We start from the raw sequence: 20,616 nt of genomic DNA, 5'->3' as shown, positions 1-20,616 counted from the left end.
AGTGTTTTCCCTACCTGGTTTAGGGAGGACGGTGTAAGGGTGTTGGTAGCACCACTTGCACAGTCATGGGTCTTTTTTACGTCCGTTTATTTTATTATTTTCATAATATCACATTTTTGGCAAATTTCAGTCATGCAGTTATCAGATAAATATTGAGAAAGTTGTAAAACCGTTATATACCAACGTTTACCAGCTGCAACGAAAATAAAATATGCAAATATGCATGGAACGTTCGAAGACCTCACATGCATATTTTACCACTAAACATTCAAAATGAGAACACTAGTTCTTATTTTTATTTCTAAAAACAGAAACTTTAACTACCATTTTATCATTAAAGGTAGTTAAACGCCCATAAATAGTAGTATAGTTGTTTAGTATTTATACTTTAAACTATGAGACACTTTGGACAGATTCTAAAAAAACTAAGGAAGTCACGTGGCTTAACTCAAGAGCAACTTTCCCACAAGTTAAACTTGAGCAGGAGCCAAATCAAGAACTGGGAAACTGATCGATATCAACCAGACATAGACACTTTGGTTAGTATCGCCTCCTTCTTCAACGTATCTGTAGACGTGCTTATTGGGTTCAAGAACGATTTTGAAGATGAACCGCTACAAGAACTATTATCCAATGTTCAAACAACGTATACGGCGTTGAATGAACATCAGAGAGAACGTTTCTGTAAGCAAGTCTCCGTATTAATCGATATGCTTGAAGATAATCAAGATATATTCTGATTTAAGTACATTGTAGAAGAAAAGGTTTCCATTGGATAGTGGTAAAAATTTACAAAATATCACAAATCCAACCAACAGGACTAATTGGTCCTGTTTTTTATTTTTCTTCGACAAAATATGACAAAATAGTTGTAACCGTTTCTGTTATTATGTTCTAGAAATCTTACATTTTATATTTTAGGGACGGAGTGAACAGAATGAAATCTAAAGGTATTGCGTATTTATTACATATTTTCCTTGGATTCTTAGGTGCGGGGAGATTCTATGTCGGGGATATCGGTATGGGTATTTTGAATCTTCTCACTGTTGGGGGATTCGGTTTTCTGTGGTTTATTGATCTATTCTTACTTAGCGGACGTGTGGACTACAAGAATGCTTTATTTGCTGCTCGTACTGGCGGAACTAACAATGTAAATAATGTCAATACAGTCCAAGTTAATATTGATCCGAATATGTTAAAAAGCATGCAATCTGAGGCTGCTGCAACATCAGAACCAAAAACAGAAGAAAAGAAAGAAGAATCTTTAGATTTATCAAAACCTCGATTCTAATTAATTTGTAGCGCTCGATAGAGCGCTTTATTTTGTTCTATCCAAAAATACATATTCAAATTATGGGAATTTTGATACTATTTTATTATAAAAATCTAATATATAAGGGGAGAAATACGGGTGGAAGTTGAAAAGAAATCAAAGGTTTGGGAGTATATCGGGTGGAAGTTGAAAAGAAATCAAAGGTTTGGGAGTATATCGGGTGGAAGTTGAAAAGAAATCAAAGGTTTGGGAGTATATCGGGTGGGGGAGCTTCATTTTAGTCGGTTCTTTCTTATTTTTTTGTGCTTTGATATTAGTATTTGGTGATCCGAAAACTAAATACCAAGCTCAAGAGGTTACAGCCCAAGGTCAAGAGGTTAAAGATGCTGAAAAAGATTCAAAAAAAGAATATTCGATTGGTGAGACTATTAAATTAGGTGATCACAGACTAACTGTAACCGAAGTTAAAAAATCTCCTGGTGGAGAATTCGATAAACCAAGACAAGGGCATGAATACATATTGGTAGCAGTAAACATCTATAATGGTGGAAAAGAGGACATCTCATACAATACGCTTGACTTCGAAATGAGAAATAGCCAAGGTAATATCACTAGACCGACCTTATCAATGATCAATCAAAATACCGCACTTAATTCTGGCCAATTAGCGCCCAAAGGACAAGTGGCAGGAACTATTGCATTTGAACAACCTATCGGTGAGAAATTAAAATTACAATTCACACCTAATTTCTGGAGTAAGAAAAAGATCATCATTAATCTTTAAAATAAAAAAGCACAGGGAAAGGGAATCCCATGTGCAATAATAACTTAGGTAATTACAGTATAACATAAAAACTCCAATATTTGGATGGTAATCCAATGTAAATTATTCAAATTAATGTAGTTCAAGTCGGAGGAAGGCACCTTAGGGTGTCTTTTCTTTATCTAATACAATTGTTGAAGTTATGCTGCATAGCATGATATACTTTAGGTAAAGATAAAGATGAAGATAAAAAAGAAGCCTCTCAGTGCGCCAACACTGAAAGACTTTAGATAAAACTATTACTTTTTTTCTTTACTCAGGTTAATCATTCCCATTACAACCATGAGTATTGCACATACCGCTGTTACAGTGACTGCATCCATATGTATTCACCACCTTTAACATCCCTTCGTACGCCAATACATGGGATGTTTTTTATATACATCTATTATACCATACACCACCCTCAAAACCCGGAGATGTATGTTACATTATTTGAAAAAACTTTTAAATTCTCCTACAAACTTATTATATTAATTTAAATCAACAACAGTCTAATTCAATAGTTTCATCTAAAAATTTCACGTACTATATCTATTGTGTAAAACCAAATTCAGCAATAAGGCCTATTCTACCATCCGTTCCCTTATCCTCTAACCAAGTAAGTAGTAAATCCTTTATTTATTCCTCTATCTTAGCGAGTAGTTCCCCTAAGTATTAAACAATCTCATATTTTTCTGCTTTTCTTCGTAATTAATCTTGACTGAAGGTCTTGAGAGTTTTTATCATGTGGGAACGATTATGGAACACGGCTGGAAGGCAGATTTATCCCCTACTTTGAAAGATCACAAAAAAAGTAATCGATCAAAATAGATGGATAAGCGTCTTGTTTTCGCCATGCGGTCACTTATAAGGTATCCGTATGTATAGACCCTGTTCACTCAGCGATTTTCACCGCATACATCCTTTTACTATGGCTTGTCCTTGTAATATCGTCCCTACACGACAAACTGAATGTACTCCCTAGCACCGTAATGCTAACGATAACCACCCGAACCTTTTAGAGAATCGTCCCTGGGCAAGTTCTCGCCCTCCCTCACCAGAAGAACAGGATTCCAATGAGGGGTGCTGTTTTTGTAGGCGCATACTCTGTACCCCCTGCACGACCAACAGCTAGCCACGCACGTAACACGTTCCCTCTATATAGAAGCACGGAATTACGGCTTATCAGTTTTTATTTACGTGGTTTCAGGCAATTCCACGCGAACCAAAACAAAAAGGCATCCCCAATTCCTAAAATATCCTGTACGTTCACAAGACTTCTAGGTTTAGAGATGCCCGTTATATATCTTTTGGACTATAAAATAATCAAAACTAGTATTTACTAGTTGATATTTATCCAAACAATAGATAAAATGGGTATATCAAAGAAGCCTCGTGAAAAGGCATAGTTGTTTAAGGTTAGTGGTGGTACACTACCTAAACGTTAATACTGTCGGTTAAAACAGTTTTTTCTAGACAAGTGGTGGTACACTTGCTAGAGCTAGTCATTCCCGCTAAAGGTTGGTAGCCATTAGCATACGGGAGTGGCTTTTTGTTTTGTGTTCATATTCAATTGTCTTTAATTTATCTCGTCAATCTTCATGATCTTCGTTTATGTAAAATATCAAATTATGTTTTGTTTTGTAGAATGTTGCTTGTTGTTTATTACGTTACAACAAGCTTTTTTCTTTGTAAATACCTCTATAAGTGGATTACATTCCCCTCTATGTAAAAATCCAATTCCATTTTTATACTTTTATAATTTTATACTTTTATAAAAACCTAGTTTTTCAAAAATATAATGATACATTTTTTATAAATTTATACTTTTATAAAATTATAATCTTATACTTTTATAAAAAAAGAGTCGGTAAACCTTGATAATACGCTCTTTTAAAAATACATTTTACAAACTATTTTCTGTTTATAAATTAATATTAAATTTTTTATAAAAGTATAAAAGTATAAAATTATACTTTACCGTAGGTATGTTGTGTTATAAAATCAAATTATAAATTTATAAAAGTATAAAAAAACTTTTTTTTACGAGGTGACGGAAAATGTGCAAGGTTATCACAACTGGTAACTTCAAAGGTGGAGTTGGGAAGACTACGAACGCTGTAATGTTAGCTTATACATTCGCAAAACAAGGAAAGAAAACTTTATTAGTAGATTTAGATCCACAAGCAAATGCGACTGATTTACTATTCAACACAATGAAGAAAGTATATTCAATTGAACCGGAATTTAAAAGAACATTAGCAATGGCTCTTATAGATGCGAACTTACAAAGTGCGTTGATTAATGTACTACCTAATTTGGACTTGCTTCCTTCTTATGAGGATTTACAAACATATGAGAAATTCTTGTTCAGAAATTTTGAAGATGACTTCTCACAAGATACATATTTCGCAAAACAGTTAAGTACAATCAAAGAAAATTATGATTATATTTTTATTGATGTGCCACCACAATTAAATAAATTTGCAGACAGTGCCTTAGTCGCTAGTGACTATGTAATGGTTATTTTACAAACACAAGAAAGATCATTAAAAGGTGCTCAGAAATACGTTGAACATGTATTCTCGCTAGCAGATGATTACAATTTACCATTAGAAATTATTGGTGCGTTACCTGTGCTAATGCAAAACGGTAACGAAATCGACAAAGATATTCTTCAAGAAGCAGAAGAGATTTTTGGCAAAGCTAATGTATTCAATAACATCATTAAACAGATGGCACGTTTAAAGAGATTTGATAGAACGGGAATTACTTATAATCTGAAAGATGTTCATGATAAAAACGTTCATACTGTATACCAAAATATTGCAGGCGAAGTTGAAAAAAGAATTGAGATTTTGGAAGGAATGACAACAGTAAATGGATAACAAATTGAATATAGATAAAGAACAACTTGGGATGAGAAGAAAGAAAACAGAAGGATCAGTAACCTTTACACCCGAAAGTAAAGAAAATCAAGAACGTAGTTTTCCTGATGATGATAAGCTCTTTGAAAAACCGAAGAGAAAACTTACTACGAAAGAGTTACCAAAATCTTTCCGTGTCTCATTAGAGACACACACGGCAATATCTACACTGGCTACAATTGAAGATATGAAAATTTATGAAGTAATAAATATGTTAATCGAAGAAAAAGTCGCTTCACTACCTGCGCCAAAGCAAAAGTTAGTAAAAAACGCTGTAAAACAAGTACTTGAAGTGAAGAAAAGTCGAGAATAGGTATATTATTTATACCTATTCTACATAAATATTTTTATAAATTTATAAAAGTATAAAATTATAAATTTATAAAAATAAAACTAGGAGTGATTAATTTGGATAAACAATACTTAGTGACTGTAACACCTGTACCTGTTCAAGAAAACCCTGTAACAAAGGTAAAGAAGTCCTTGTCAACAACAGAGAGAAAAAACATAAAAGTATCACCTGAAACGCTTAATAAAATAAAAGCTATTTGCACAATGAAAGACATGAAAAATTATGAGCTTATTGATGAAATGTTAGACTACTATGTTGCCAATAAATTGAATTCAAATGAACAAAATAATTTAAACGACATACTGTCTATACGAAAATAAGCCCTACAGAAAGCAGGGCTTATTGTTTTAAGTAATTAGATTCTCACCAGAACTTCCACCAGGGCTTTTTCTTCTCTTTCGCAGCAGCAACCTCATCACGAAACTCTTGCATCAATCTCTTCGTTTCCTGCATCTCACGCAGCGTCTTCATAAGGGTTTCATCCCGCGCTTCCAATCGTTTTTCCACTCGTTCATTATGTGCTTCTACACTTGCCTTGATTTCCTCGTTACTTTGCTTTGCCTGCTCACTTAATCGTTTCTCCATTGCCAACATACCTTGTTTCATTTCTTGCGCCATAACGCCGTACTGCTGCTGTAATTGCTGTTTAATGTGGAATGGCACTAAATCCGTTTCCTCAGCTTCTTCTTGAATTAGATCCGGATTAACTTTCTCTATTTGCTGCGCAATCATCTTCGCTGCCTTCTCTAACGTCATACCGTCATGCTTACTAAGCTCAATTAGTTTCTCAATAACCATAATGTCACTGTCTGTGTATTGGCGTCTGCCACGATTATCCTTCTTCACTGCGAATCCTTCGCGTGATAATACTTCCATGTACTTTCTAAGGGTGCTATCACTTATTCCTAGTCGTTTATATACTTCACTAGCGGAATAAACAATTTCGTCCGTCATAACGTCACAACACCTCCTAGTGAGAGTATTCAATGATGATTAAGTTTTTCCTGCAAAGAAAAAAGCCCTATCATATAGGACTACAAATCTTCTTCTGTAATATCTTTTCCCCATCTTCCATAATCATACGAAAACTCATTTGCTAAAAACTCTTTATAACACTCATCGTGATAGATGCCGTGACTGATACCGAATTCTGAACTATTTATTACTCATTCCCCTTTACGTATTTTATTTTTACACCATTCGCATTCTATTGTTTTTGCATGATTACCCTTTTGATTATCACTAGATAACATAAGACAAGCCTCCCCATTCATATAGTTTTACAGTTTACTTTTAACCTTGTAACTCTTCCCATCTTCGACCGTACAACTGGGTGTGCTGTTTAGTTAGGGAAGAGTTACTATATTTCTGCTCAACTGGCGGTTTCATTTTACAGATGAACGCATGTTGTAGATCACCGCCAGCTCTTACAGAAATAATTGCATGGAATCGTGGTAATCTTGCTGCATCATCTATCGATATAGTTGGTTCTAATCGATGTTGGGACAACTCAAATGTTTTAATGTGATCATTTGAAAATAGAATTTGTTGTACTCCACCGCCTTGTAAATTCTCTTGTAAAGAGTGCGGCAACTTATTCCAATGATGGAATGCATATAACGCTCCAAGACGTTCCTTGCGTCCTTCTGTACCAATACGACCCATGAGTTTAGTTAATCCCTCTGTTGCGTATTGCTCCGGCTCATTAAATACAACGAAACACCCCCGGCTCTGTTCTTCTTTACTCATTAGCATGCGTGTCATAAATGTTTTTAATGTAATCCAGTGGACAAGCGTTTTAGATGCTAACTCACCTAATTTACGGTTTGGGATGCGGATAATAACAACCTTCCCTTCCTGCATCCATTTAGCGAAATCTACCTCTTTCTTTGGTTCCTGTGAAAAGATATCAAATAAAGTGTCGTTACCAAAGAAATCATCTAATCTATTTAATACCGCATCAGCTTTGCTTCCTAGTTCTTCATTCGTTCCCCATGAAAGTAACTCTTCTGCTAATCTTTTATTCCCTTCCTGGAGCAGCTGCTCAATTACACTTATACGAAACCCTTCATCCTCTATAATTCTCTTGATATTAAATAAAGATCCACCTGCTGCCTTTGCTGCGGCTTTTAAATAACGTTTAGAACGAGCCATTTTCTCCATATCGCCAAAGAAATCTGTTACTTCATCTGCAAACCTACTTGCACCCTTGCGTCCTAATTTTGTAATTACTTCAGTAAGATCCATAGGAACAATGTAATTTTCATCACTTAAATCAATATCTATTATTTTATCTGGAGGCAGAGCATCTCTTATACCGTCAGCCATACCACGCTCTCCTACTTCGCAAATCACCTCAGGGATAATGGCGCTAATACCATGATTTAAACATCCGTCTACTACCCAATTTTTAATTGCGGTGTCTTTACCAGAACCCTGTTGACCGATAAACGTGTAACCTTTATACAATTCATCAGGATTCTTAACAGGAAAGTAGATTGGTATTTTCTTATCTTTCAATTCGCTTTCACCTAAATGAATACCATTCGGATCACATAGCACACTTGGAATATCCGTTTCTGTTCTTTTCTTCACACTCAACGCTTCTTCATATCGTCTTTGCAGTTCTGCTGTAGGCATTTGCATTGCTAACTTAGCCATTTCATCAGTTGAGATTAAATTCGCGTTACCGTTCATTTTCGTGCGTTTGGAGAGATGTAATGTATTTAACTCTTGAATAATTTCTTTCTTCTTACTCTTTATGTTAATTTTGACGCCATGTAGCTCGTTATTATCAGCTATTTCGCTAAATGATAGGGATAAGGTTTCACTCATCGTTTCACGAGTCAGGCGGTCTTGTGAATGCGCTGCGATTCGTATATGGCTTTTGAATGTTGGATTATTTAACTTTTCACGACTAGCAGTACTAATATGACGTGAGTTTATCTCATCTTCTAAACTAAATGGTTTGTCGATTACCTTTTCTTTAGAGTATGACTTATCGCTTTTAAAAAACGTATTGGATAGTGCATTAAATAAATCAGATATCAAATAATTGACCTCATTCACGAATCCACCAATCGTCTTTTTAGAGGCACCTATAATCATTTTAGAGTTCAATGTAGCGCGTTGAGGAACTTTCCCTTTAGATAATTTTTCGTAAGCCCAAGACGCGTTCTTTATCCACTTTTGACGGTTCTCTGCTTCATTACAGATACTTAGCCTTGCAAAGTCTCCATCAAATTGTAATTCGTCTATCGTGTTCATAACTGCTGCAATAGGTGTCTTTTGTTCATTCATGTTTGTGTTCAAGCTGAATATATCGTGTTTTAGATACTTTAACTCCTGGATGATCGTATTTTCTTCCGGGACTTGTATTTGCTCAAGAGAAGCTTCTTTTATGGTGACACTCATCTTATTTTCTAATTTTCGTTTCAACTTAGTTGCTTGGTATTCCGATGTAGATACATAAAACTCGATCCTCTTCTGTCCATTCTCTTGTTTAAATATCACATCGAACCAAAACAGATCCTTTTCACGATATACAAAACGTAATCCATCCCTTTCCAAACGCGTCCCTGGTGACTCATACATTTCATACATCTTATAAATAGCTTTCCATAGTCTACGAGTGCTATTTGTAACATTACTGTGCGGAATAATACGATACACAACCATTTTGTTTTTCTCTGTTTGAAAGAAATCAGACCATGCTATTGTTTCAGTACGTTTCCACCACTTCTTTCTCTTTTTCGGTATCTCGGCTGGAACACCACCAAGATAAAGCGCTGGGTAATAAAATTTCTGCTCCTGATCCGGTAAAAACTCTTCTTTCTTCTCATCCACTTTAAACACCTCCAAGTATTGTAAGTGCAAGAATTAAAAGAGCTGTGTACCAACTTACCGTTTTCATTAAGCTTCCTTTCCCTAACATAGATGAAATGATAATAAATGCACCTGCCGCTATTGTGGTATATCCCATCAAATCAGGAAGACTCACAATAAACCAATCCCAAAGCAACGTACCGCATTCTTTAATGAAGTGGCCAATTGGTTTTAGAATGAACTCTATTTCTGTATGAACGATGCTATCACTAAAATCGTTTAGTATATCCATAAATGAACCTTCCTTTGCCTTTTCACCGATATAACCACTTGCATTTGCTAAAACCATTTGACCACCATTTAAGATGAATTTCATGATGTGCCCTCCTTATATCCCTTTTAAGAAATCACGGATATCTATCGCATGTCTCGACAAGATGTAACCACAAGAAACGCCTATGAGGATTTCTAACGCCTTCGTACGATGTCCCAAGGCCCAACTTGCTCCCGAAAACATAATGACAAGTACTACTCCTGCATCAAATCCGTTCATGATGGCCCCGTGGACGTTTCCAAAAGTGCTATTAACAGTAGCTGCAAATGCTGCTTTGGGTAGGATCATGATAAGTGAACCGATAGTACCGGTAGTAACTCTTTTTAATACAGTAATATCACTTTTCTCCTTATTTTTGTAACTGCCATCCATAAACGAACTGAACGGTATTACCTCTGTTTTCGCCATGATGTACACCTCTCACATGTTATTTTTTTTAACAGGACATACTAACGGTAAATCCTTAAAATTGGAGGGATTAACAATGCATGTAGCTATTGCTGTAACAGTAGGAGCAATTATCGGTACATTAGTTAATATTTTCGCGGGCTAGATGGCATAAATGGCAGTGAACTTGGAGAAGTTTGCTGCTTCTTTGTTTGTGATTTAAGTTGTTGGATCCGTTCGGATGCAGTTGGTTGCGTTTTTGGCTTTGAAGGTGCAGCAGGAGTGAATGCTTTTTCTGTTTTAATTTCTTTAATTTGTACTTTTGGCTGTTCAGATTGCTCTGTATGCTCTTTTTCTACTTCTGTAAGACTCATAGCTTCCCAAATTAATTTCTTCACGTATCCGCTAAAATTACGACGTTTAACGTGTTGTAACATTAATCTATCTTTCTCGTTCTTCTCATTAAAAGCCACTGGTTTACTGAATTTAGCCATTTACAACACTCCCTTTTGGTAGTAGCGGTGATATCGCTTTGTTAAAAGGTATTTCGTGCTGCTTGAACAATATTCAATCTTTTTTGAAGTTTAGAAAGTTTGATTTTTGGACAGGCTGATTACAAAAAATAAAAGGGAGCGTTTAATCATGTTCGGTTTAGGTAAACGCAGATCTAAATTCGGTAAATTCTTAGACAAAAATGGAATTTCACAACAAGACGTAGTAAGAGAAAGTGGTGTGAATAGAGGGACTGTCAGCAGGATATGTCAAGGGGATGCTTTTTCTCCTTCTATGAAGAATGGGCAAAAAATCATTAAAGCATTAAGAAAACTTACAGGTAGAAATATAGACTTTGATGACTTTTGGACTATGTAAAACGATAGTACCGCTATTACCAAAAAAGCATAAAAAATAGCCCTACTTTGGCAGTGGACTTGTTAGTTAGCTATAAGCGCGCTATACGCTATTAGCTATATGTCGGGAACATAAAAATATTGCGTGTACATAAAGTATTTTCTCAAATAAAAAAAGCCGCCCACAGGACGGCTCTTATTTTTGTTCATCAAACTATTCTTTTGTATAGAAGTAGTCAAGTCCTCTAGCATCTAACCATGCTGTTGCTCGATCTAGTTCATTCCCTTGGCGGTATGCTGTTTCAAATCTAACTAATCCTTGTTTATCTCCATATGAGATAATACGAGATTCATACCCAAGAGCATCCATCATTCCTAACATCTCAGGTACTAACGCTGTACCAAATTCATACGTAACAACTTTACTAAATTTATTCACGATAATCTCCACTCCTCCATCATTTGGGTTTGCTTGAATTGATTTGCCAACAATAACCTCAGCTACCGCTTTAGCTGCCTTATCAAAATTAGCACGGTATTTTTGCATATCTATTTCATTATCGATAAAGCAAATTTCAGGGAGTAATCCAGTCTTAGTTTTATTAATCCATCCTAAATCCGTAGAAAATTTAATCCCTCGATCCCTCAATCCAAATGCATCAGCCATTGCCTTTGAAATCTTTGCCGCCAATTCTCTATTTCCGTATGAAGGATGTAACCACACTTCACAACCTGTACCGCCTGGAGTGGCATTTAAATGAAACTGTAAATCTACATCACTATCCACTACACGTAAATGGTTATTGGCTGCATTATTCCAAACATCGTATTTTGTCGTTCCTACTTCGTCAGAACAATTCACATATTTCCATCCCGCTGCTTGTACATATTTAGCAACTGCGTCAAGAAACCTTCTATCCTCCACATGTTCTTTCCCATAAGCGCTATTTGCACCTTGCACGATACTATTGTGACCACCTGATCCTGCAAAACAACCCATTGTTCAACATCTCCTTTTAGTGTAAGTTATTTTTTTGTAATACATCTTTTTGTTGTAATCCTTTATTGCTTAAATAGTTGTTCTTCCATGCCATATATAGAGTGAAAGCTCCTGTAATTACTGCCACTAAATCGTTTGTAATTTTGTCATCAATCGTTTGGTACCCAATAAGATTCAAAACACTGTTAATCACAGCGATTACTAATACGACATAACGACTAATTGAAGCTGCATCAAAGTTTTTCATAACCTCACCTCCTTTCAATAAAAAAAGTGACCGTATATACGATCACTTCCCTGCGAATTTAAAAAGAGCCATTATCCCACCAGTGATAATAGCTCCAACTACTGTAGTACCAATCCAAAATACGAATTTATCTAATCGATCAATCCTCAAATGAGCACTTTTCGCTGATTGCTGCGCTTCAATTGCAACATCCTTAACGTTACCAAGCGTATCTAACTTTGTTTCCACCCTTGTTAATCCAACTAATAATTCCTTAAAGTCATCATGTTTTTGTTCTGGCATTTATTAAGCCTCCTTTTAAGCTGCAAAGCAACTTGGATCCATTCCGAAAATATCTGCAATATCTTCCTCACTCCTATCTTTTAAATAGGATTGTGTTGTCGAAATATCCGAATGATTTGCAAGTGATTTTAATTTTTCGAGTGGTACACCTTGCACTTTTAAATTATCTAATCTGCTATGACGAAAACAGTGAGGATTCATTTTATATTCCTTACCTTCTTTTTCGTATAACATCTTAGAAAATATCTTGCACCAGTAATTAAATGCGCTCTTATTTAAAAGTTTTCGTTCACCATTCTTATAAACTCGTACGAACAAATCTGGAATAGCATCTTTACCGCGCTGTTCTATATATAAACGAATACATTTCTGTACTCGGGGATTATAATACAATCTGAATTTCTTACCTCGCTTACCACGTACTACATTCGTAAAATAACGTTCTGTTAGTTCTTCTTTTTGAACTTGGTAAACTTCATTCTTCCTTGCTGCACTGTAGTAAGAAAGCGCTAAATAGGTTGCTAACATATATTTCTCTTGTTTAAGTAATTCATCGATTAACCACTCAATTTGTTCTTCAGTTATAAAAGTGATTTCTCTGACTGGATTCTTAGGTAATCCGCGGACCCGTGAACCTACATTAAATTCATACTCATAGTCATCATCGTCCGCACAAAATTCAAGTGCTGAACGCAATGCACTCATTAATCCATTCACACGTGCATTAGACATTCCCAGCTCTTGAAAAATAATAGATAAGTTTCGAATATCTTTACGTGTTAATTCAGTTAGATTTTTATTTTCGAAGTGTTCATGTATTAGAAACAAAATAATTCGTAAATCCCAATTGTATTGTTTTAAAGTGCTTGCCGCTTTCCCTTGTGCTTTCTTTTCGATTAGAAAATCTTTGACTAGGTTTTTGTTTTCTTGGCTAACATGCTTTTCATAAATTGCTTGGTCTACTATTCGTTTCACAATGATCATCTCCTCAAAATAAAAAGAGAAGCGAAATCGCTCCTCTTGATCTATGAATTGAATTTTTACTCAAAGCCGTATTTTGTAGAAAAATTAAAGAGAATTGATAAACCATTCAATTCTTTTACTTATAAATTGATGACCTTCTGCTGTTGGATGAATACCATCTGGCATCATTAACGCACTTCTTTGAACAGCGTTAACCGGTAATAATCCACCACTTCTATAATTATCTAAAACCGGTATCCCATAGTTACCACATATCTCAATAATCGCGTTCACATAATCTATAATTTTTGCCCCGTTACCATTAGCGTTATTATGATTATGATAAGGTGTCATAAATCCGATTTTTGATTTCGGGTATTTTTCTATTAATCCTTTACACAATACATTTAAAGCACCTTTAAATGTGTCAACAGTCACATCATCATCTGTACCAATAGGGATATTCCCACTCCCTTGATCATTCGTTCCGCCCATAACAATGATATAATCTGATTCGTTATCCATATCTACATAACGCGTTGCCATACTTGCACCTGAAGCGTTTGATGTTCCGGCTAAACACGTCCCGTTAATACCATAGTTTCGTACATTCATTTTGTTACGTTTTGCAATTGCATACCCCCAAGTGTTTGAAAACCCAAGCGTATGTCCAGCTGTTATTGAATCTCCTAGTAAATTGATTTTTTTCCCTACTAGATTGTTTATAACAACATAAGATGGCAATTCTCCAAATGTAACTAAATTTTCATCAGGAAATTCTTTATAAGCTATATAGTCTTCAGGGTTAGCTCTATACAAAATATTATTTTCTACTTTGGAGTACACATAAGTATTTCCTCGGATTGTAATACTTACATTGTTTACTTTAAAATTAGTTAACGTAGTACCGTCACTTAAAATCACATTAAGGAAACAATGTATATATTTTTGTTGTGCCGCTCTAACATTATCTATATACATATAATTCATTCGAGGAGTTTTATATGATTTAACTCCACTAGGAGGTAATTGTGTACCACTGGAATCTCCTGGCGCTGCCCCATTATTAAAAAAGTACTGACTTTCTAATTGGATTACATTTGAATCCGTTGAACTTACATCTGCTTGGAATGAAAAAATATCTTCCGTCGTTAATCCTAATGACGATACATCAAATACAAAATCTAGTTGTACCTTCGTTTTGTTTAATGCATTACCTTTCGCTTTGATATCAAATCCCTTAAGAGAAGAAGTTCTTGTTGTTAGCTCACTATTGATTTTTCCAGGTAGATCTTTCTCTAAAGACAATTGGACCGGCAAGTTTTTTGTATCAATAACACTACCATTTTTTTCCGGATAAGTGGTAATTCTGACGGGTGAAATACTTTGACCAAAAATAGTTGTTTTAATATTTTTATAAAAGAATTCTGTTTGCTTATTGATATCAATAGCATAAGCCCAAATGAAGACATGCACAAAATTACAATCTTCTTTGAAACTATTTTTAAAATTTAATTGATGAATTCTTTTTTTAGTAACAGGAGTAATTTCTGAGTTTAATGCTACTGGTCCAATATTACTAATACTATCGCCGTTAATGACTTTTATTTTCACTTGACTTATATTTGGGCTTTCTGTGTAAAAATCCGAACTAACTTCAATTGGAGAATTGGCCATATAAAAATTAGTTACATTATAAGTTAACCATGCTGCCGCGCCGCTTTCGAAAGATGAAGCTATAGGTACTACATTCTTTTTTCCATTAAAGTCAGCTAATAAGAATGGATGCAAGGTTGAAGCATCAACAGATGTAGCTAGGGAATTAATCCTTTCGATTTCTTTGCTAGTCGCTTCATTTTGTTGTTCAAAATCGTTGCATATTCCTTCTAACTTTGTCCAATTTTCATTCTGCTCATTTTTAAATCCCGATCCAAAGTTGTTATTTCCTATCTTATTAAATTGAACCAAATTTATCACCGTCTTTCCTTACCTACTTGTTCTCTATATAAAAAGTAAAGACAGGTTATATACCTGTCTTACTGATAAGGAATTGCTGGAGTTGCCGATTCCTCTATATACCCACTAATCATTACATTAATAGCATTTTCTTTATCTTGTTGTAATGAAAGCGTATTGTTCTCATTCAATACAACTGTTAGATCAATAAACTTTGTTTCGCCCGGATTAACTATTAACCCCTTCATAATATCAGTTGTATTCACTGTGACTGTAAGTTTCGCATCAGTTTCATTTGTGTTAGTTATAATCATCTGTTTGATGGTTACTTGTTTACCAGTTTTAACATCATATACTTGTAGTTTAGCTGTTTGTGGAACTCCTAAATAAATTTGAACTGGTTTCATAAATGATTCCTCCTAAAGTTTGTTTTATATAAAATTCGTTTTTTATAGTTTTTTTAATACTAGATTGTTATTAATAACATTATCCTTCCAACGTCATTCGTACTACACGACCATATGCCCATTCTCCTTTTTCGCTTCGTAACCGAATATAACAATCCATTTTTTGCCCTGTCGGAACACCTAAATCAATAATCATAGTTTTCGCTATTCCTTTCGGACTGTTATCTTGTGTCGCAGAAGTAGCAAGCACCTCAATTGGTGTACCACCGCCACCTCGTTCCACAGTCATATAGCACCAACCAGAATCACTCCTTTGAACTATTTCAACACGAAGATAACGGCTCTTATGTTCGAACGAGTAATACTGACAGTCTGTAGCGTACTCTGTAAATTTCGTTCTCCACCACCACGAAAATATTTCCACAGCTGATGAAGTAAACGGAGGAAATGCACCTTGTATATCAAACGAATGCTGTAATACACCGCCAATAACAGTCGCATATCCATCTTCCCGTTCAACGCGAACAAGACCACGATGAACATCGAGGCCTCCTGCACCAATATGGACGTATCTATTTTTATCTTCTGGATCTATATACCAAACTCCAGTGTTATCAGCGAATGTTTCTGTATTCATGTACAAGCGTTTTAAAGCTAAGCTTAAATTGCCTTCATCATCCATCAATTGTTGAATGTCTCTTTGAGTCTGTTGAAATTGCGCTTGAATTGCACTTGCAGTTCGTAACGTTTTAAAAGTCGATAATTCAAATGTTGGTGAAATACTATTATTTACTGGGTCGTCTATAACCTCAACGATTCGTATCTGAACAGCTACCTCTGCCTCTTCATAAAGCATATATACATAGTCGCCATAATCGTATGGATGCATTTGTAAACCATTTTCGTATAAATCCGAAACGGATACGTTAAATTTCGTTAGAGGTGTATCATTTAAATTGTTTTTACATGCTTCTAATAAAGAACTTTCATACTTATAACGATCATCATCAATCGACTTTTGATGAATTTCACCGTATACACTTACTAATGGCGATTTATATTCAACGGAAAACTCTGTCTCGTCATCCCTTTTTCCAAATCCTCTAATAACTGTACAAAAGTTTGACATATCCGTTTCTTCATTGAAAGTTTGTAGATTATGTCCATACCTGAACTGTGATTCTGTAGTTTTGCCTATCTCATTTTTAAATGTAATAATTTTATTCTTGTTATCAATGGAAAACTCAGCTTTATATCTTTCTAGCCCTTTTTGCAGCAATGAAAGCTTAGAATCTCTCCCAAAGTTTTCAAAACGTTGTGGAGCAAATGCACCGTTTATAATGTATGTCCATCCACTACCCACAAATAAGAAGTCGCAGAATTGTTTAAAATTAACGGTTCCGTTCAGTAATTCATATTTATGTTGGCTGATAAAACCGTCAAGAAATACATGCATTGCGTTAATCCTTTTTCCATAATGCCCCACTTTAGATATACCAAGTACAATATATTCATCACCTGTTTCGGGAATTGTAACTATGGAACGTTTATCTAGCAATTTATACGCATGCGCTGCTTCTGGAGTGTTTAGCTGATAGAAATTAAGAGAATGTTCTCCATTGACTCTTCGTTTTCTTCTTACTTCCTTGAAGTCGCAAAGCATCTCTGTTTGTCCATTTATTCCTGTAACTAATAACATGACTTCACCCACCTACAAATAATAAAACCGGAAATCAAATTCAATTTTGAAGTTACCTGAAGCGCCAGATAACACAAAATCATTCCAACCCGGTTTTAGTGTGATTAACTTCCAATTCGTGTCTTTAAAGATACTACCTACGCCAGGACGATAAGACTTAACCCCATCTAATATAATTTGCGAACTCTCAATTACTGTGGATTTTCCATAGCTCCATATATCACCTGTTGTTAAATTCTTAATTGTTAATTGTTCAGACCATCCTGTATAAATAATTTTTAATGGCATTTCCTTCGGGTCAATCGTAACATCACCTGCATTATAGATACGGAAGGATGTTGTATTATGCGTGTACTTTGTATCTTCTGCAATTAACCCCTGTCCAATTTGCCAAAGATTAGAATCAAATGTATTTGGGTCAGTGGTTTTTCCAATTGATTCTGCAAATGGTAGTTTCACAGTTACAAAATCAATTTCAAAGAACCCGTATTTCCAATTCTGATCGATACTGTAAGGTGAACTATATTTTACAAGCCATCGCTTGCCCGGATTTCGTTGATCTATGATATAGAAAGCTTCTCTACTATCAAATATACGAAATACTTCATCTCGTAGTAATGCATAATCCCACATATCAACTGCTTTAAAATAAAAAGAACAGTTGATAGTACGTTGGCCATAAACTGTTCCTCTATCAATAGTTCCATTTCTATTTTCAACAGTCTCAAAGTTATGAACAGGCGATGGTGACTGCGGATTAAAATCTCTTGTCATGATGCCTAGTTCTTCTAATACATACTTTTTCCCACTTAATGTTTGTACTGTCGTTCCTAATGTAATTACTTCAGACATTTAATCACCATCCTCCCTTTTGTCCCATAACAAATGATTGATTTACAATTCGTTTCCCCTGGTCTACGTCTATCTTGTCTCCGATTGCTCTTACTACTTCAGTGCTATCAATAACAATTACATTTTCAATAACAGCAGGAGTAGCATTTTGAACGTTATTTGACGGTCTAGATTCATTTGTAGATTTACTTAAAGTTGCGCCACTAAATCCAGAAGTAGACGACACATTTGATATGCTAGAAGGTGTTTTATAACCAGCAGAAACCATTGGAATTACAGGTCCTGAAACAGTCCCCATTGACACATCTCCGAGTACTATCCCTTCTGATAATGAATCGAATGCATCCTTAACTATTACAGCCATTTCTTTCGCTGCCCTATATACTGGGTTCTCCATGGATCCAATACCTTTAACTAGCCCTTGACCAGTGTAAATACCTAAGTCTCTCATAACACGGGATGGAGAATGAATATTTAAAATTCCTTTTACCGCACCAGCTACGCTACTCCCTAATTCTCTTGCTGCAGCTACAGCGGAACCTACCATGGATCCAATACCACTTATTAATCCTTTGACAATATTTACGCCTATATCGAACAAATTGACTTTACGCAAAGAATCAATTATTTTAGCGCCTATTTCTACTCCGGCATTAAATACCGCTCCAATTAAACTAAGTATTCCTTTTATCAAAGCTTCTATCAATTGCACACCAGCAGACAATAACTGAGGTAAGTGTTGAATAATAGTTGCAATTAACTTAGCCATAACTTGGAGAGCGGCACCAGCTAATTGAGGTGTCATTTTAAGAATCCCCTCAATAAGTTTGGTTAAAATCTGAACCCCGGCATCTATGATTCTAGGAAGGTTTTGGACTACAACTTCAGTAAATTTAGTGATAATTTGTATAACTGCATCTACAATTTGAGGTAACATTTGAATGATACCCTCAACCAATTTCATTAGTATCTGCATTCCCGCCTCGAGAATCTGAGGCAAATTCTGCAAAATTATCGTTATGAATTGATTGATAACCTGCAACGCTGTATCAATTAATTGAGGTAAGATCTGTAGAATCCCATTAATTAACGCCATTAAAATCTGAATACCAGCATCAATAATTAAAGATAAATTCTGCACAATTGTATTCAATAATGTTGTTATGATTTGCATAGCAGAGTCTATTAGTTGCGGTAAAACTTGAATAATGCCATTAACTATCGCTAACAAAATTTGAACCCCAGCATCTATAACTTGAGGTATTAAAGGGAGAATCGCCTGTACTAAAGTAGTAATTATTTGGATTCCTGTATCTATTAGCATAGGTAACAATTGAGTTATACCTTGGATCAAAGTGCTAATAATTTGAGTAGATGCTTGCATCATATAAGGCAGTGCCTGAACTATCGCCAACACCAATGTTTGTATTATTGATACTCCTGTCTGAATGATTTGAGGCAGCTGAGTCGTCAAAGTTGTAATAAGCGTTGTCATGATTTGAGCATATGTCTCAACAAGCTGAGGTAAAGCTTGCAGAATTCCTTGGATGAAGCTAACGATAATTTGCATTCCTTGTTCTAAAAATACTGGTAGTTTAGTAGTAACAAAATTTGCATACCAAGCAACAAATTTATTCATTACTTCGCCAAACTTTTGTATCAATACCTCTCCACCAATACCTGCCGCATCCGACATGCGAGCAAACATTGTGGCGATCCCGATTATTAGGCCTGGAACTCCACCTAGTAAAATTGCAATAATACTCGGAATCAGCTTTACAAAGACATCAGTTATTTGTGTGAAATCTCCATGGAAAGCATTAATTATTGCTTGTTTAACATAATCAAATGCCGAGCGTAACTTTTCGCCAAATGATACTACCATTGAAATTAAATTATCATTAAGTCCCATCGCCTGCATAAGTTGCATTGCCCCATCACTGTTACCAGAAAAGGACAACGAAAACCCCTTTATAACTGTTTTTACTGTATTTAAAGCACTATTAAGGGCACGACCAAAAGAGACAACCTTTTCGATTGCCCCAACGGGAATTCCAGCAGCAACAAGTAAGTCAATATCAGCCGTACCGCCAGCTTTCACTTCTTGTCCGAATGCTTTTAATAATAATTTAATTGAGTTTAGATTATGGTTTACCTTCGCTCCTGCTTTTGTAAAAGCATTAATGGCATTATCAGATATACCAGCAGCTTTTAATAAATCAATATCAGCACTACCTTGTTTTTTCACTTCTTTCCCAAATGCCCCAATTAGCATTTTAATAGCATTCAAATTGTGACCGATTTTAGCTCCAGCACCAGTAAATGCATTAATAGCACTATCAGATAATCCAGCTGCTCGTAACAGATCCTTATCTGCACTACCTCGACTTTTCAACTCTTGCCAAAAAGCTTTAAATAACATTCCTGTTCCATTAAGTACAAAATGAACTTTGTCTACA

The 20,616-nt window shown here is 35.4% G+C and carries 21 protein-coding genes; 7 read left to right on the top strand and 14 right to left on the bottom strand.

Annotated elements, in window-relative coordinates; all coding sequences use genetic code 11:
* Positions 1-395: 395 nt before the first annotated feature.
* From ACTFRN_RS26460 to ACTFRN_RS26435, 6 genes are all read left to right on the top strand, one after another.
* The gene (locus tag ACTFRN_RS26460) at positions 396-740 is read left to right on the top strand and encodes a helix-turn-helix domain-containing protein (protein ID WP_242302957.1); all 345 of its coding nucleotides are present in this window, start codon (positions 396-398) and stop codon (positions 738-740) included.
* A gap of 197 nt (positions 741-937) precedes the next feature.
* On the top strand, positions 938-1,291 hold the full coding sequence (locus tag ACTFRN_RS26455) for a TM2 domain-containing protein (protein ID WP_134656518.1): 354 nt from the start codon (positions 938-940) through the stop codon (positions 1,289-1,291).
* Positions 1,292-1,493: 202 nt separating this feature from the next.
* Positions 1,494-2,057 (top strand): DUF4352 domain-containing protein, encoded by a 564-nt coding sequence (locus ACTFRN_RS26450; protein WP_242302958.1) that lies wholly within the window; start codon positions 1,494-1,496, stop codon positions 2,055-2,057.
* Positions 2,058-4,138: 2,081 nt separating this feature from the next.
* On the top strand, positions 4,139-4,966 hold the full coding sequence (locus tag ACTFRN_RS26445; protein ID WP_033691957.1) for a ParA family protein: 828 nt from the start codon (positions 4,139-4,141) through the stop codon (positions 4,964-4,966).
* A complete protein-coding gene (locus ACTFRN_RS26440; protein ID WP_000369031.1) occupies positions 4,959-5,318 on the top strand; it encodes a hypothetical protein in 360 nt (119 codons plus the stop codon). Before ACTFRN_RS26445 ends, ACTFRN_RS26440 begins: the two co-directional genes overlap by 8 nt.
* Before the next feature lie 95 nt (positions 5,319-5,413).
* Positions 5,414-5,677, top strand: a complete 264-nt coding sequence (locus ACTFRN_RS26435) for a hypothetical protein (protein ID WP_088106226.1) — start codon at positions 5,414-5,416, stop codon at positions 5,675-5,677.
* A 43-nt stretch (positions 5,678-5,720) separates the two neighbouring features.
* Here ACTFRN_RS26435 and ACTFRN_RS26430 read toward each other — a convergent pair whose 3' ends face one another.
* The 5 genes from ACTFRN_RS26430 to ACTFRN_RS26410 all read right to left on the bottom strand — a co-directional run bounded on the left by ACTFRN_RS26430 (position 5,721) and on the right by ACTFRN_RS26410 (position 10,397).
* The gene (locus ACTFRN_RS26430; RefSeq protein WP_088106225.1) at positions 5,721-6,311 is read right to left on the bottom strand and encodes a DUF3967 domain-containing protein; all 591 of its coding nucleotides are present in this window, start codon (positions 6,309-6,311) and stop codon (positions 5,721-5,723) included.
* 339 nt (positions 6,312-6,650) lie between these two features.
* On the bottom strand, positions 6,651-9,203 hold the full coding sequence (locus tag ACTFRN_RS26425; protein WP_088106224.1) for an ATP-binding protein: 2,553 nt from the start codon (positions 9,201-9,203) through the stop codon (positions 6,651-6,653).
* A gap of 1 nt (position 9,204) precedes the next feature.
* Positions 9,205-9,558 (bottom strand): hypothetical protein, encoded by a 354-nt coding sequence (locus tag ACTFRN_RS26420; protein ID WP_088106223.1) that lies wholly within the window; start codon positions 9,556-9,558, stop codon positions 9,205-9,207.
* Between the two features lie 12 nt (positions 9,559-9,570).
* Positions 9,571-9,924 carry a glycosyltransferase gene (locus tag ACTFRN_RS26415; protein WP_088106222.1) on the bottom strand — a complete coding sequence of 118 codons (354 nt, stop codon included), beginning with the start codon at positions 9,922-9,924 and terminating at the stop codon, positions 9,571-9,573.
* Positions 9,925-10,049: 125 nt separating this feature from the next.
* Entirely contained in the window at positions 10,050-10,397 is a 348-nt protein-coding gene (locus tag ACTFRN_RS26410) for a hypothetical protein (RefSeq protein WP_088106221.1), read from the bottom strand.
* Positions 10,398-10,545: 148 nt separating this feature from the next.
* Here ACTFRN_RS26410 and ACTFRN_RS26405 point away from each other — a divergent pair, with 148 nt between their 5' ends.
* A complete protein-coding gene (locus ACTFRN_RS26405; protein ID WP_088106220.1) occupies positions 10,546-10,773 on the top strand; it encodes a helix-turn-helix transcriptional regulator in 228 nt (75 codons plus the stop codon).
* 192 nt (positions 10,774-10,965) lie between these two features.
* On the opposite strand, the gene ACTFRN_RS26400 is transcribed toward ACTFRN_RS26405, so the two are convergent.
* The 9 genes from ACTFRN_RS26400 to ACTFRN_RS26360 all read right to left on the bottom strand — a co-directional run.
* Positions 10,966-11,751, bottom strand: a complete 786-nt coding sequence (locus ACTFRN_RS26400) for an N-acetylmuramoyl-L-alanine amidase C-terminal domain-containing protein (RefSeq protein WP_088106219.1) — start codon at positions 11,749-11,751, stop codon at positions 10,966-10,968.
* 16 nt (positions 11,752-11,767) lie between these two features.
* Positions 11,768-11,998, bottom strand: a complete 231-nt coding sequence (locus tag ACTFRN_RS26395) for a phage holin (RefSeq protein ID WP_000787571.1) — start codon at positions 11,996-11,998, stop codon at positions 11,768-11,770.
* Between the two features lie 42 nt (positions 11,999-12,040).
* Entirely contained in the window at positions 12,041-12,280 is a 240-nt protein-coding gene (locus tag ACTFRN_RS26390) for a hemolysin XhlA family protein (protein WP_001115041.1), read from the bottom strand.
* Positions 12,281-12,295: 15 nt separating this feature from the next.
* A complete protein-coding gene (locus ACTFRN_RS26385) occupies positions 12,296-13,255 on the bottom strand; it encodes a tyrosine-type recombinase/integrase (RefSeq protein ID WP_046940543.1) in 960 nt (319 codons plus the stop codon).
* A 93-nt stretch (positions 13,256-13,348) separates the two neighbouring features.
* Complete coding sequence (locus ACTFRN_RS26380) at positions 13,349-15,211, bottom strand: SGNH/GDSL hydrolase family protein (protein ID WP_088106218.1); 1,863 nt, start codon at positions 15,209-15,211, stop codon at positions 13,349-13,351.
* 68 nt (positions 15,212-15,279) lie between these two features.
* Positions 15,280-15,606: a hypothetical protein gene (locus ACTFRN_RS26375; protein WP_088106217.1), complete on the bottom strand. Its 327-nt coding sequence runs from the start codon at positions 15,604-15,606 to the stop codon at positions 15,280-15,282.
* A 79-nt stretch (positions 15,607-15,685) separates the two neighbouring features.
* Positions 15,686-17,305, bottom strand: a complete 1,620-nt coding sequence (locus ACTFRN_RS26370; RefSeq protein ID WP_065383443.1) for a phage tail protein — start codon at positions 17,303-17,305, stop codon at positions 15,686-15,688.
* Positions 17,306-17,317: 12 nt separating this feature from the next.
* On the bottom strand, positions 17,318-18,157 hold the full coding sequence (locus ACTFRN_RS26365) for a phage tail family protein (protein ID WP_065383442.1): 840 nt from the start codon (positions 18,155-18,157) through the stop codon (positions 17,318-17,320).
* Positions 18,158-18,161: 4 nt separating this feature from the next.
* The coding region (locus tag ACTFRN_RS26360) for a phage tail protein (RefSeq protein WP_440038681.1) at positions 18,162-20,616 on the bottom strand (2,455 nt) is incomplete at its 5' end.

The organism is Bacillus cereus group sp. MYBK245-2 (genome assembly GCF_051916145.1).
Lineage (GTDB): Bacteria > Bacillota > Bacilli > Bacillales > Bacillaceae_G > Bacillus_A > Bacillus_A pacificus.
This window is presented reverse-complemented; position numbering and strand designations above follow the sequence as displayed.